This window comes from Nitrospirillum amazonense (assembly GCF_007828035.1).
Classification (GTDB): Bacteria; Pseudomonadota; Alphaproteobacteria; order Azospirillales; family Azospirillaceae; genus Nitrospirillum; species Nitrospirillum amazonense.
The window spans coordinates 494,123-506,892 of record NZ_VITV01000005.1 but is presented as its reverse complement, the minus strand read 5'-3'; the positions used below and the strand labels follow the sequence as shown (position 1 = coordinate 506,892).

The window sequence follows — 12,770 nt, the reverse complement described above, 5'->3', positions numbered from 1 at the left end:
CAGCGCATGAAGGCGGATGACAATGGGGACAATTCCGGAATAGAACAGAGATATATCTCCATCAATATCGATATTGTCGCCATGACAATGACCGAGAAACAGCCGCATTGGCTGCCCGACATCTCCCACCGCCCGGGTCCGCGCTATCGCGCCATCGCCGCCGCCCTGCAGGACGACATCGGTAGCGGCGTCCTGCCCATTGGCGCCAAGCTGCCCACCCATCGGGACCTGGCCTGGCGCCTGGGCGTCACCGTGGGCACGGTCACCCGCGCCTACGCGGAAGCCGAGCGCAGCGGTCTGATCGGGGGGGAGGTCGGGCGCGGCACCTTCGTGCGCGACCCTCGGCCGGCGGAGGCACCGGTGGACAACACCGGCGTCATTGATCTTTCGGTCAACGCCCTGGCGCAGCACCCCAACGAGGAACGGCTGCGCCAGGCGCTGCTGGGCCTGGCGTCGCGTAACGACCTGTCGGGCCTCATGCACTACCCGCCTGTGAACGGCAGCGCTCGCCACCGCCAGGCGGGGGCGGCGTGGATTGCCCAGACCACGGGCCTGACGGTTGACCCGGCCCTAGTGCTGCCCACCGCCGGGGGGCAGAACGCCATGCACCTAGCCCTGGCCGCCATCACCCGGCCCGGCGACAGCCTGCTGGTGGAGCAGCTGTCCTATCCGGCGGTGAAGCCCCTGGCCGGACTGCTGGACCTGCGGTTGGTACCGGTGGCCATGGATGACGGGGGCCTGCTGCCCGACGCGCTGGAGCAGGCGGCCCGCGCCCATGGTGCCCACGCGCTCTACTGCATGCCGCGCCTGCACAACCCCACCACGGTGACGCAAGGGGCCGACCGCCGCCAGGCGGTGATGGCCGTCTGCCGACAGGCCGGCATCCGGGTGGTGGAGGATGATGTCTACGGCTTCCTGGCCGACGACGCCGGCCCGCCGCCCCTGGCGGCGCTGGATCCGGAGCGGGTGCTGTTCCTGACCAGCCTGTCCAAGAACCTGATGCCCGGGTTGCGCACCGGCTTCCTGCTGTGCCCGCCGGCCCTGATGGACCGCGTGCGCACCCTGCTGCGCGCCACCCTGCTGGGCGTCAACCCGCTGGGGGCGGAGCTGTCGGCCGAGTTCATCCTGTCCGGCGCAGCACTGGAGAGCGCCACCCAGCGCCGCGCCCTGGTAGCGGACCGGCAGGCTCAGGCCCGCAGCCTGTTGCCTGGCGTCCCCTCCGATCCCGCCTGCCCGCACCTGTGGCTGCCCCTGCCCGAGCCCTGGCGACGCGAGGATTTCGCCCGCACGCTGCTGAGCCGGGGCGTGCGCGTCACACCGGCCGACGCCTTCGCCGTGGCCCGCGGCGACACACCGCACGCCGTGCGCGTCTGCATCGGTGGGGTGGAGCGGGTGGACGTGCTGGACCAGGGCCTGCGCATCCTGGCCAACCTGCTCTCAGAGCCCGCCGCCATGGGCGATAGTTTTGTTTAGGGAAACGGCCTGACCGTGTGCGTGTGGTTCAGCGGGCCATGGCCGCCGCCGAAGCCGGGCGCGGTGCGGATGGCCGCCTGCACGTAGGCGTGCGCCCGTTCCACCGCCTGGGGCGCGGCCAGCCCCTGGGCCAAACCGCAGGCGATGGCCGACGCCAAGGTGCAGCCGGTCCCGTGGGTGTGCACACTGTCGAAGCGGGGGGCGCTGTAACTGTGTTCCCCACCCCGGGTGACCAGCAGGTCGGTCACCACCGGGCCAGCGCGGTGGCCGCCCTTGATCAGCACGGCCTGGGTGCCGAAGTCCAGCAGGCGGTCGGCGGCGCGGCGCATGCCGTCCAGGCTATCCCCCTCGAAACTTTCGAGGGGAAGGCCGGTCAGGGCCGCCGCCTCCACCGTGTTGGGGGTCAGCAGCGTGGTGATGGGCAACAGCCGCGTGATCGCCACCGACAGGGCGCGATCCTCCAGCAGACGCTGGCCGCCCTTGGCCGCCATGACCGGATCGACCACCAGGGCGGGCACGCCCACCTCGCTCAGTACCTCGGCCACCGTCTCGATGACCTCGGCGGAGGCCAGCATGCCGGTCTTGACCGCGTCGGCGCCGATATCGGCCAGGCATAGCCGCATCTGCAGGGCGATGAACTCCGGCGGAACGGGCATCACCGCCTGGACGCCATGGGTGTCCTGCGCCGTCAGGGCCGTCACCGCCGTCATGGCGTAGCCGCCCAGCGCCGTCACCGCCTTGATGTCCGCCTGGATGCCGGCGCCGCCGCCACTGTCGGACCCGGCGACGATCAGGACACGGCCGCGCACGGCTTTATTCCGCGACCTTGGAGGCGGGCGCCGGGGCGGCGTCCTTGATGGCGGCGACGATGTCGTCCACTACCGCCGTCACCAGGCCCTGGTCGTCGCCCTCCGCCATGACCCGGATCAGCGGCTCGGTGCCCGACTTGCGGATCAGGACGCGACCGGTGCCGCCCAGCCGGGCTTCACCGGCGCGTATGGCGTCCTGAACGGCGCTGGCGGCCAGGGGCGTGGTGCCGCCCGTCGGCTCGAACCGCACGTTCTTCAGCACCTGGGGCAGGGCCTGGAAGACACGCAGGACCTCCGACGCCGGCTTGCCCGACTGCTGGATGACGGCCAGCACCTGCAGGGCCGCCACCAAGCCGTCGCCCGTGGTGCCGTGGTCGGACAGGACGATGTGGCCGGACTGCTCACCGCCAACGTTGTAGCCATGCTCACGCATATGCTCCACGACATAGCGGTCGCCCACCGGCGTGCGGGCCAGGCTCAGGCCCCGGCCCTTCAGGTGCAATTCCAGGCCCAGGTTGGACATGACCGTGGCCACCACGCCGCCACCGCGCAGGGTGCCGGCATCGGCGCAGGCGCAGCCGATCAAGGCCATGACCTGGTCGCCGTCGATCTGGGTGCCGGTCTCATCCGCCAGGATCAGCCGGTCGGCGTCGCCGTCCAGGGCGATACCCAAGTGGGCGCCATGGGCCACCACGGCGTCACGCATGGCCTTGGGCGCCGTGGCGCCGCACTCCTTGTTGATGTTGAAGCCGTCGGGCGCCACCGCCACCGGGATGACCTCGGCCCCCAGTTCCCACAGCACCTTGGGCGCCACCTTGTAGGCGGCGCCGTTGGCGCAATCGACCACGATCTTCAGCCCATCCAGGCGAAGGCCGCGCGGGAAAGTGGCCTTCGCCTGCTCGATATAGCGGCCGATGGCGTCGTCCAGGCGCTGGGCGCGGCCCAAATCCTTGGCGCCGGCCAGATCACCGGCGAAGCCCTCCACCATGCGCGCCTCGATGGCGGCCTCGACCTCGTCGGACAGCTTGTAGCCATCCGGCCCGAACAGCTTGATGCCGTTATCGTAATAGGGATTGTGCGAGGCGGAGATCATGACGCCCATGTCGGCGCGCAACGACCGCGTCAGCATGGCCACCGCGGGCGTGGGCATGGGGCCCACCAGGGTCACGTCCATGCCCATGGAGACGAAGCCGGCCACCAGCGCCGGTTCCAGCATATAGCCCGACAGGCGGGTGTCCTTGCCGATGACCACCAGGTGGCGGTGGTTGCCGCGGCGGAACTGCAGGGCGGCCGCCATGGCCACCTTCAGGGCCGTCTCCGCCGTCATGGGCTCGGTATTGGCCGTGCCCCGGATGCCGTCGGTACCAAAGAGTTTACGCGCCATCGTCTTTCACGCCATCAGAAGTCTAAATATCGAAGCCGTTCAGCGCCTGCCACAGGGCCCGCGCCTGCACCGTTTCGGCTACATCATGCACCCGCAGGATATGCGCGCCCCGGTCCAGGCAGGCAAGGCCGGCGGCCAGCGATCCGGCCACCCGGTCCTTCGGCGCCTCCCCCCGCGACAGGGCCGCCAGGAATCGCTTGCGCGACAGGCCCACCAGCAGGGCGCAGCCGGTGCCATGATAGAGCGCCGTGTGGCGCAGAATGTCCAGATTATGCTCCACCGTCTTGCCGAAGCCGATGCCGGGATCGACGGCGATGCGTGCACGGGGGATACCGGCGGCCACGCACGCCTCCACCCGCGCCAGCAGATAGTCCATGACATCCAGGGCGGCGTCGGCGTAGCGCGGTTCCAGCTGCATGGTGCGGGGGTCGCCCTGCATATGCATGAGCACGACCGGGCAGCCGCGCGCCGCCACCAGGGCCAGGCTGTCGGGATCACCCTCCAGCGCGCTGATGTCATTGATGATGCGGGCGCCGGCATCCAGTGCCGCCGCCATGACCGGGGCGTGGCGGGTGTCGACGGAGATGACCGCCCCCGCCGCCGCCAGCGCGCGGATGACGGGCACCACCCGCGCGGCCTCCTCCTCCGGCGACACCGGGGCGGCGCCCGGTCGCGTGCTTTCACCGCCAATGTCCAGGATGTCGGCGCCGGCCGCCATCAAGGCCTGACCGTGCGCGATGGCGGCATCGGCGGCGGCGAAGTCCCCTCCATCGGAGAAGCTGTCGGGCGTGACGTTGACGATGCCCATCACCAAGGGCCGGGAAAGGTCCAGGCCGGCAAAGGCCGGGCGCGGCGCTGACAAGGCGGCCAGGCGCCGGCCGACAGCCTCGCCCACCCCGGCTGTAGCGGCCCAGGCAACCAAATCGCGCGGCTCCATCACCTTGCGGGCAACCGCATCAGGGCGCCGCACTGCCACCTCCACCTGCGTGAAGGACAAGGCCGTACCCGCCAGCGGATGGCCATCGGGGGCATGCAAGCCGGACAACAGCCCCACAGGGGTCAGGTACACGCCTTCGGCGGCAACGGGTGCGCCGGAAGCCCACGGGTCCAACGAAACGGAAGGCAGGTCGGATGGCATGAAACCCTCTCACGCGTTGCCGCGATCCTAGTCCCCCGCCCGCGTCGGCGTCACCCGCCCTGGCGACAGCCCTGCCCCACGGCGGAGCGCCACCGAAAAAACAAAACCCCCGGGCGCGAGGGCGACCGGGGGTTCTGGGAAGGGGGTGCGGCCGGGTCAGGTCCCGGGCTGTGGCTCCGGCGTGAAGGGGCCGGGTTCGGCACTGGTGGTGCCGCTGGTGGTGGGCACCGAGGTGCGGCGGCCGACGCCGCGCGGCGGCACCTTGGGCGGCTCCGTCGATTCCGGACGCACGATGCTCTCGCCCCGCAGCAGGGCGCGGACCTCGTCGCCCGACAGCGTCTCGTATTCCAGCAGGGCGTTGGAGACGTTGTGCAGGTCGTCCATGTGCTCGGTCAGGATGCGGCGGGCATGGCCCTCGGCCTCCTCGATGATGCGGCGGATTTCCTCATCGATCAGCTGAGAGGTGGCCTCGGAAATGTTCTGCTGCTGGGTCACGGAATGGCCCAGGAACACTTCCTGCTCGTTGGCGTTGTAGCGCACCCGGCCCAGCCGCGCGCTCATGCCGAACTCCGTCACCATGCGGCGGGCCATGTTGGTGGCCTGCTGGATGTCGTTGCCGGCGCCGGTGGTCACCTGCTCCGCCCCGAAGATCAGCTCTTCCGCCACGCGGCCGCCGAACATCATGGCCAGCTTAGATTCCAGCTCGATCTTGGAATAGGCGTACTTGTCACGCTCCGGCAGGCTCATGGTCACGCCCAGGGCGCGGCCGCGCGGCACGATGGTGACCTTATGCAAGGGGTCGCTCTCCGGCATGAACAGGCCGACCAAGGCGTGACCGGCCTCGTGATAGGCGGTCAGCTTCTTTTCCCGGTCGGTCATGACCATGGACCGGCGCTCGGCGCCCATCATGACCTTGTCCTTGGCGGCCTCGAACTCGCCCATGCCCACCACGCGGCGGCCAGCACGCGCGGCCAGCAGGGCCGCCTCGTTCACCAGGTTGGACAGGTCGGCGCCGGAGAAGCCGGGGGTGCCGCGGGCGATGGTGCGGGCGTCCACGTCAGGGGCCAGCGGCACCTTGCGCATGTGGACCTTCAGGATCTTCTCGCGGCCCTGCACGTCGGGGTTGGGCACCACCACCTGACGGTCGAAGCGGCCGGGGCGCAGCAGGGCCGGGTCCAGCACGTCGGGGCGGTTGGTGGCGGCGATGAGGATGACGCCCTCGTTCGCCTCGAACCCGTCCATCTCGACCAGCAGCTGGTTCAGGGTCTGCTCACGCTCGTCGTTGCCGCCGCCCAAGCCGGCGCCACGGTGGCGGCCGACGGCGTCGATCTCGTCGATGAAGATGATGCAGGGGGCGTTCTTCTTGCCCTGCTCGAACATGTCGCGCACACGGGACGCGCCCACGCCAACGAACATTTCCACGAAGTCGGAGCCGGAGATGGTGAAGAACGGCACGTTGGCCTCACCCGCGACGGCGCGGGCCGTCAGCGTCTTACCCGTACCCGGCGGGCCCACCAGCAGCACGCCCTTCGGGATCTTGCCGCCCAGGCGCTGGAACTTCTGCGGGTCCTTCAGGAACTCCACGATCTCTTCCAGTTCCTGCTTGGCCTCGTCGATGCCGGCGACGTCGTCGAAGGTGACGCGCCCGACCTTCTCGGTCAGCAGGCGGGCCCGGCTCTTGCCGAAGCCCATGGCCTTGCCGCCGCCGGACTGCATCTGGCGCATGAAGAAGATCCACACGCCGATCAGGACCAGCATGGGCAGCCACGAGATGATGATGCTGAACAGGGTCGGGTTGCCGCTGTCGTCCGGCACCGCGGTGATCTTCACGTTCTTGTCGGCCAGGCGGGTCACCAGATTGCTTTCCGGCGGCACGTAGGTCGAGAAGGTGCGGTTGTCGCGGTAATGGCCGGTGACCTGCGGGCCCTTGATCGTCACGTCGGCGACGGTGCCGCGATCAACCTCTTCCAGCAGTTCGCTGAAGGGGATGCTGGCTTGCGTCGTCCGATTGGTGGAAGTCTGGAAAAGGTTGAACAGAACGAACAGCAAGACGCCGATAAAAGCCCACAGCGCCAAATTTTTACCGAAGTTGTTCACGTCTCTCAGCCTTTCCTCGACCAACCGCGCCCTGCCACCCGGCCCGCATGGCCGGTTTCAATGGCGGGGGTCGCAGCCCGCCCGGCCGATTTCGCGCATTTCATGCGGATATCCACCGGGACCGTTTCCATTAGATAATGACGCGGGCGTCTGAGACAACTGCCATCACGTCTAGGCCGGCCTCCATAGGCGGCAAAAACGGGGGAGGTGCCAGGGGCGACAGCGGGCGGAACGCCAGCCGGGGCAAGGTTAGCCCCCCCGCCGGCATCCCCTCGCCCGTCGAAAGCGGCTCCACGGCCCAGGCCAAATGTGGCACCGCCACCAACAGTCCGTCCCGGCGCAGGGCCGGCAGGGTGGGCCAAACCGCCTTGGGAATCCGGACAAGCGCCGGCAGATCCAGCGCCGCCAGCCGGCGCGCCTCCACCGAGCCCAGGGCGCCCAGCGCCAACCCAGCTTCCCCGCGGTTCCCGACCGCCTGGAAACGCCCATCCCAGCGGCAGGCCGCACCCGTCAGCGGGACCGGCGGCGCCATGCGTCCCGCCTGGCGCAACAACAACAAGCGTCGCCGGTCCCCGGTACCGCCCAGCCGCCGCGCCTGGGCGCCGGCCAGGGTCAGCGCCAAAGCCCCGGCCCCGGGCCCCCACAAGCCGGGCAAGGCCGCCAGCAGACGCTCCGCCCCTTGCGCCGGCGGCAGGTAGGGCTGGCCACCCACGGCCGCCGCCAGGCCGGCCAGCAGACGCAGGGCCACGGGCCGGGGCAGCGTCCACAGGGCATCCGCGTCCAGGACCGCATAGCCTTCGGGCGCCAGCAGCACATGGCGGGCCACGGCATCGGCCAGGCCGGACTCCAACGCCGCCCGCGCCTGGCCCGCCTGCGCCGCCTGGGCCAGCAGGTCGCCCAGCGGCACGCCCTGGCGCCGCAGCCGGCCCCGGGCATAACGCTCCATAAGGTTGGAAGGGTCGTCGATCCAGGGCTGGCCGAAGGCCTGGCAGGTCGCGCCAAGATCGGCGCGGCTGACGGTCAGCAGGGGGCGCAACAGGCGCACATCGGCCAGGGCGCGGGCGACGGCCATGCCGGCCAGCCCGTCCGCCCCGCTGCCGCCCGCCTGACGCAGCGCCACGGTTTCCGCCTGATCCTCGCGATGGTGGGCCAGGCACAGGTGCAGGATGCCGTGTGCCCGGCAGGCGGCGGCCAGCAGGTCATAGCGGGCTTGGCGCGCCGCCGCCTGCAATCCGGTGGTGGGCTTGGTGCCCGTCCAGGTGAGGATGGTGTGGGAAATGTCCCGCGCCGCCAGCCAGCGGCCGACCTGCGCCGCCTCCGCCGCCGACTCCGGCCGCAGGGCGTGGTCCACGGTGAAGGCTTCGACCCGGCCGCCCCGGGCGCGCGCCCAGCGGTCGGCCAGCAGGGTCAGCGCCAAACTGTCGCGGCCGCCTGAAACGCCGACGGCCAGGGTGGGGGCGGTCTCAAACGGGCCCAATGGGGCCAAAAGGTGCGCGAACCGGGCGTCGTCGATCACCACGCCCCGCGACTCGCCTGCCTCCATGATTGATGCGGGGGGCGCCCGGCCGTCGCCCATGGCGCCCCCCTTTCCCTCTTACTTGCAGCCCAGGCGGTTCTTCTGGTCCTCGCCCCGGCGCTTCAGCGTGGGGGCGGCGTCCTTGTCGGCGTCCAGCTGCTTCAGCACCACGCAGGCGCTGGCCTTGTCGCCCAGGCCGTCCAGGGACAGCGCCAGCTTCAGCAGGTAGTCGGCGCCCTTGTTGCTCTTCGGGTACTTCTTGTAGCCGTCACCGAAGGCCACGGCGGCGGACTTGTAGTTGCCGCGCATATAGAAGGTCTCCCCCAGCCAGTACTGGGCGTTGGAGGCCAGCGGGCTGTCGGGGTTCTGTTTCAGGAATTGGGTGAAGGCCTTTTCCGCGTTGGGGGCGTCGCCCTGGCGCAGCAGGTTGAAGGCGTAGTCGTACTGGTCCTGCGCCGGGCCGGCCGGCAGGGTGCCACCGGAGTCGGCGGGCGCCGTGGCCGGGGCGCCGCCCTTGGCCCCGCCCGGGGGCGGCACCGGGCCGGTGTCGGTGCCGGGCAGCGGCGGCTTGCCGCCGCCCTTCAGGTCGGATGACGGTGGGGTGCCGGCATCGCCGCCACCGGTGGAGGCGCCCAGGCCGATACCGGCCTTGTCCTCCAGCTTCTGCAGGCGCAGGTCGATGTCGGCCGAGAGCTTGTCCAGCCGCTCCTTGATCTGGCTGACCTGGTAGGCCAGCTCCTCATACTTGCCGGTCTGCTGCTGCGTCTGGGTTTCCATCTGCAGCTTCAGCACCTCGATCTCCGCCGCCGCGGACGAGCCGCCACCACCGGGGGTGCCGGTCATGGGGCCCGAGGGCTTGACGCCGTTGCGGTAAACGTCCCGCGACAAGGTCTGCACGTCCGTCTCCAGGCGGGACAGGCGGTTCAGCAGATCCTGCATGTCCCGGCTTTGCGCCCCGGCCGGCGCCGGCGTGAGCAGCGGGACGGCGACCAGGGCGGCCATGCTGCACAGCGCCATCCAACGGGAAGCGCCCTGCCACCAGCGGCGGCCGCCACGGTTGTGGGAAGGGGAAAGGGTCGGGGACGACAGCGACGGCGTCATGGATCGGTTCCGGGGAAGAATCAGCGGGGAACGGAAGACAAGCTTGGCAAGGGCCCGGCGGCCCGCCAAGCGCGACCTTAGCGCGGGACCCGCCCGCCCGGAAGGGGCGTCCGCGGGCCCATTTACCTCATAAGCAGTATTACTCTGGCCAAAAGTACTATTCGCCCAGTAAGCGGACAGTAAAGCGGACACCAAGAAAAAAGGCGCCGTTCGATCCCCACGGGGTCGAACGGCGCCCTTTTAACCAACCACCCGGATGGGGCAGCTTAGTTGATGACCGTCACGCCGCGACGGTTCTGCGCCCAGGCGGCCTCGTTGGAACCGAGGACGGCGGGACGCTCCTTGCCGTAGCTGATCACCTGCACGCGGGCCAGGTCGACGCCGGTGGCGGTCAGGTAGTTCTTCACGGCGTTGGCGCGACGCTCACCCAGGGCGAGGTTGTACTCGCGGGTGCCGCGCTCGTCAGCGTGGCCTTCGATCGTGATGGTGACCTGGCCATACTTCTTCAGCCAGGCGGCCTGCTTATCCAGGGTCGCGGTGGCTTCCGGGGTCAGGTCGAACTTGTCGTAGCCGAAGAACACGCGGTCACCAACGTTGACCACGAAGTCTTCCTTGGAACCCGGGACCGGGCCGGTCGGCTTGGCGGCCGGCGGCGTGGTGGTGGTGGTGGCGGTACCGCCGGTGGCGACTTCAGCCTTCTTCTCCGGGGTGGAGGAGCAAGCGGCCACCAGGGCCAGAGCAGCACACAGGCTCAGATAGTTCATGCGCATAGTTTGAGACCCCCTACGGACAACTTTAAAGTGGGATTGCTATTATCGCGACCGCGATCTCGATTGAAGTGAGGTGGCGGCGGCAGCTGTCAAGCCGCCACCGCCACTTATTCCCGTCTCTGTAGACCGACAAGTCTTACGTCGCTCTTGCGCTGCGAAAGTACTGTGGGCTTATCACGGAATCAAGGGCGACCAAGCGGGGTCGGAGGCGTCCGTGGGCGTCAGCATCTGCCGTTCGTTGCGTCCGGTGAGGTCGATGGAGTAGAGGCGGACCTGGCGCTGACGGCCGCCTTCACCCGTCGGCTTTTCCTTGAAATACATCAGGACACGGCCGTTGGGCGCCCAGGTCGGGCCCTCAACCAAGTAACCGGTGCTCAGCTCACGCTCACCGGAACCGTCGGGGCGGATCACGCCGATTGAGAACCGGCCACCGTTGATCCGTGTGAAGGCGATGAGGTCACCGCGGGGCGACCACACCGGCGTGCCATACTTGCCGGCACCGAAAGTAATGCGCTGAACATTCGTGCCATCAGCATTCATTGTATAGATCTGCTGACTTCCGCCTCTATCAGATTCGAAAGTAATTTTACTTCCGTCGGGCGAGAAAGACGGCGCGGTGTCAATGGCCGGATTGTCGGTCAGGCGGGTCTGTCGGCGGGTGCGCAGGTCCAGCAGATAGATGTCGGTGTTGCCGTTCTGGGCCAGGCTCATGATGACCTTGTTGCCGTCGGGCGAGAAACGCGGGGCGAAGGTCATGCCGGGGAAGTCACCCAAAACTTCCTGCCGGCCGGTGTCCACATTGAAGATGTACACCCTAGGCCTGTTGTTGAAGTAACTCAGGTATGTAATTTCCTGAGCCGTGGGCGAGAAACGCGGCGTTAACACCAGCACCCGGCCATCGGTCAAATACAGGTTGTTCTCGCCATCCTGGTCCATAATGGCCAGCCGCTTCTGCCGCGCCGTCGCCGGACCTGATTCGGCGATGTAGACGATGCGGGTGTCGAAGTAGCCATCCTCGCCCGTGATGCGCTTATAGATGGCGTCGGCGATGATGTGGGCGATACGGCGCCAGCCGTCGGGCTGGGTGAAGTAGGCCAGGCCGGTCAGCTGCTGCTGCGCCAGCACGTCGAACAGGCGGAATTCCACCTTCAGGCGGCCGTCGGGCTGCACGCTGGCGGTGCCGCTGACCAGGGCCTGGGCGTTGATGACCTTCCAGTCGCCATAGCGCGGTAACCCATTGGCCAGCTGGTCCGGCGTCTGGATGAAGGCGCGGTGGTCCAGCGGGCGGAACAGGCCGGAGCGTTCCAGGTCGGCCTCGACCACGTTGGCGATCTGCGCGCCCACCGCCTCACCATAGAACTGGGTGACGGCGATGGGCAGCGGCTGGACATTGCCCGTGGTGATATCGAGATGCAGCTCGGCCTTGGCCTGAACCGCGACCGCCATAATCATCACGGCAGCCAGGGCGATGGCGCGCCGTAAGGCGGTTAGCGTCTGTCGCGTGGTCATCAGAACATGTCCTTCGGGCTGAACGTGAACACGATGGACCCGGCCCCGCCGTACTTTTCCTTGGGCAGGCGCAAGGTCGAACACTGATCCTTCTGCAGCGCGCGGAGGGTGCTTTCCACGAAGCTGCGGTACGTTGGGTTGGACAGCGAGCCGTTGCCGGACACGTAGTCCACCTTGGTGACGCGCATGGAACTGTCGAAGGTGACGCGAATGTCGGCGCTCATCTTGTCCACATCCTTGCCGCCAGCCGGCACTGCCCAGCAACCCGCCAATTGCGAGCGCAGGGCATCCTGTTCTGACGCCGAAAGATGGTCGGATTGAGGCTGAGCGACCGAGGTCTGCTGTGTCTTCGGCGTGTCTTTCGCCGGGGTGTCCTTCGCCGTGTCCTTGGGCTTGTCTTCCTTCAGCTTGTCCACGTTCTTCAGGATGCTGTCCAGGGACGGCGTATCCTTCTTCGGCGGCTCAGGCTTCTTGGGTTCCGGCTTGGGCGGCTCGGGCTTCGGTTCCGGCTTCGGCACGGGCTTGGGCTGTTCCAGCTCCACCGTCTTCTGCTCTTCCACCTTGGGCACCTCCATCTTCTTGATGGGCAGGGCCTCGGGCTCCGGCGGGGGCGGCGGGGTGGGCGCGGGCTTGGGCGGTTCCGGCTTGGGCGGCTCGGGCGGGGTCGGCTGCTCCGGCACCTTTTCCGGCGGCGGCGGAGTCGGCTCAGCCTCGGCCTGCTGCTGCGGCGGGGTGGGCGGGGTCGGGTCGGGCTGCGGCTCGGGCGCCTTGGGCGCCGGCGGCTGCGGGGTTTCCGGCGGCTTGACCGAGGTGTTGGTCAGCTCGCTGATGTCCATCTCCACCGCCACAGGCTCCGACATGACCAGCGGTTCGCTTTTCAGCAAAGGCAGGCCAAGGATCGCCAGCAGCAGCAGCGCGACGTGCAGGACGACGGAAAAGATGATGGCCGGACGCATGGGATCGGTCTGGCTTC

10 protein-coding genes are annotated in these 12,770 nt (G+C 68.7%); 1 reads left to right on the top strand and 9 read right to left on the bottom strand.

The genetic code is table 11. The features are described 5' to 3' along the window. Positions 1-87: 87 nt before the first annotated feature. A complete protein-coding gene (locus FBZ87_RS17440; protein ID WP_186454811.1) occupies positions 88-1,473 on the top strand; it encodes an aminotransferase-like domain-containing protein in 1,386 nt (461 codons plus the stop codon). Here the strand turns inward: FBZ87_RS17440 and thiD are convergent. The 9 genes from thiD to FBZ87_RS17395 all read right to left on the bottom strand — a co-directional run bounded on the left by thiD (position 1,470) and on the right by FBZ87_RS17395 (position 12,753). Then, complete coding sequence (gene thiD, locus FBZ87_RS17435) at positions 1,470-2,282, bottom strand: bifunctional hydroxymethylpyrimidine kinase/phosphomethylpyrimidine kinase (RefSeq protein WP_145611645.1); 813 nt, start codon at positions 2,280-2,282, stop codon at positions 1,470-1,472. The two genes, FBZ87_RS17440 and thiD, sit on opposite strands and share 4 nt — an antisense overlap. 4 nt (positions 2,283-2,286) lie before the next feature. Next, a complete protein-coding gene (glmM, locus tag FBZ87_RS17430) occupies positions 2,287-3,666 on the bottom strand; it encodes a phosphoglucosamine mutase (RefSeq protein ID WP_145611643.1) in 1,380 nt (459 codons plus the stop codon). 22 nt (positions 3,667-3,688) lie between these two features. After that, the gene (gene folP, locus FBZ87_RS17425; RefSeq protein WP_145611641.1) at positions 3,689-4,804 is read right to left on the bottom strand and encodes a dihydropteroate synthase; all 1,116 of its coding nucleotides are present in this window, start codon (positions 4,802-4,804) and stop codon (positions 3,689-3,691) included. 156 nt (positions 4,805-4,960) lie between these two features. Then, positions 4,961-6,901, bottom strand: coding sequence for an ATP-dependent zinc metalloprotease FtsH (ftsH, locus tag FBZ87_RS17420; RefSeq protein WP_088871791.1), 1,941 nt, complete (start codon positions 6,899-6,901; stop codon positions 4,961-4,963). A gap of 130 nt (positions 6,902-7,031) precedes the next feature. Then, the gene (tilS, locus tag FBZ87_RS17415; protein ID WP_246134449.1) at positions 7,032-8,477 is read right to left on the bottom strand and encodes a tRNA lysidine(34) synthetase TilS; all 1,446 of its coding nucleotides are present in this window, start codon (positions 8,475-8,477) and stop codon (positions 7,032-7,034) included. An 18-nt stretch (positions 8,478-8,495) separates the two neighbouring features. After that, positions 8,496-9,518 carry a tol-pal system protein YbgF gene (gene ybgF, locus FBZ87_RS17410; protein ID WP_145611639.1) on the bottom strand — a complete coding sequence of 341 codons (1,023 nt, stop codon included), beginning with the start codon at positions 9,516-9,518 and terminating at the stop codon, positions 8,496-8,498. Between the two features lie 266 nt (positions 9,519-9,784). Next, positions 9,785-10,288, bottom strand: coding sequence for a peptidoglycan-associated lipoprotein Pal (pal, locus tag FBZ87_RS17405; protein ID WP_145611637.1), 504 nt, complete (start codon positions 10,286-10,288; stop codon positions 9,785-9,787). A 174-nt stretch (positions 10,289-10,462) separates the two neighbouring features. Further along, positions 10,463-11,797, bottom strand: a complete 1,335-nt coding sequence (gene tolB, locus FBZ87_RS17400) for a Tol-Pal system beta propeller repeat protein TolB (RefSeq protein ID WP_145611635.1) — start codon at positions 11,795-11,797, stop codon at positions 10,463-10,465. Further along, positions 11,797-12,753 carry a hypothetical protein gene (locus tag FBZ87_RS17395; RefSeq protein WP_145611633.1) on the bottom strand — a complete coding sequence of 319 codons (957 nt, stop codon included), beginning with the start codon at positions 12,751-12,753 and terminating at the stop codon, positions 11,797-11,799. Before FBZ87_RS17395 ends, tolB begins: the two co-directional genes overlap by 1 nt. Between the last annotated feature and the right edge of the window lie 17 nt (positions 12,754-12,770).

Excerpts from the sequence above, each read along its gene's own strand:
- FBZ87_RS17440 (WP_186454811.1), top strand. The coding sequence starts at position 88 with ATGACCGAGAAACAGCCGCATTGGCTGCCCGACATCTCCCACCGCCCG.
- glmM (WP_145611643.1), bottom strand. The coding sequence starts at position 3,666 with ATGGCGCGTAAACTCTTTGGTACCGACGGCATCCGGGGCACGGCCAAT.
- folP (WP_145611641.1), bottom strand. The coding sequence starts at position 4,804 with ATGCCATCCGACCTGCCTTCCGTTTCGTTGGACCCGTGGGCTTCCGGC.
- tilS (WP_246134449.1), bottom strand. The coding sequence starts at position 8,477 with ATGGGCGACGGCCGGGCGCCCCCCGCATCAATCATGGAGGCAGGCGAG.
- ybgF (WP_145611639.1), bottom strand. The coding sequence starts at position 9,518 with ATGACGCCGTCGCTGTCGTCCCCGACCCTTTCCCCTTCCCACAACCGT.
- pal (WP_145611637.1), bottom strand. The coding sequence starts at position 10,288 with ATGCGCATGAACTATCTGAGCCTGTGTGCTGCTCTGGCCCTGGTGGCC.
- tolB (WP_145611635.1), bottom strand. The coding sequence starts at position 11,797 with ATGACCACGCGACAGACGCTAACCGCCTTACGGCGCGCCATCGCCCTG.
- FBZ87_RS17395 (WP_145611633.1), bottom strand. The coding sequence starts at position 12,753 with ATGCGTCCGGCCATCATCTTTTCCGTCGTCCTGCACGTCGCGCTGCTG.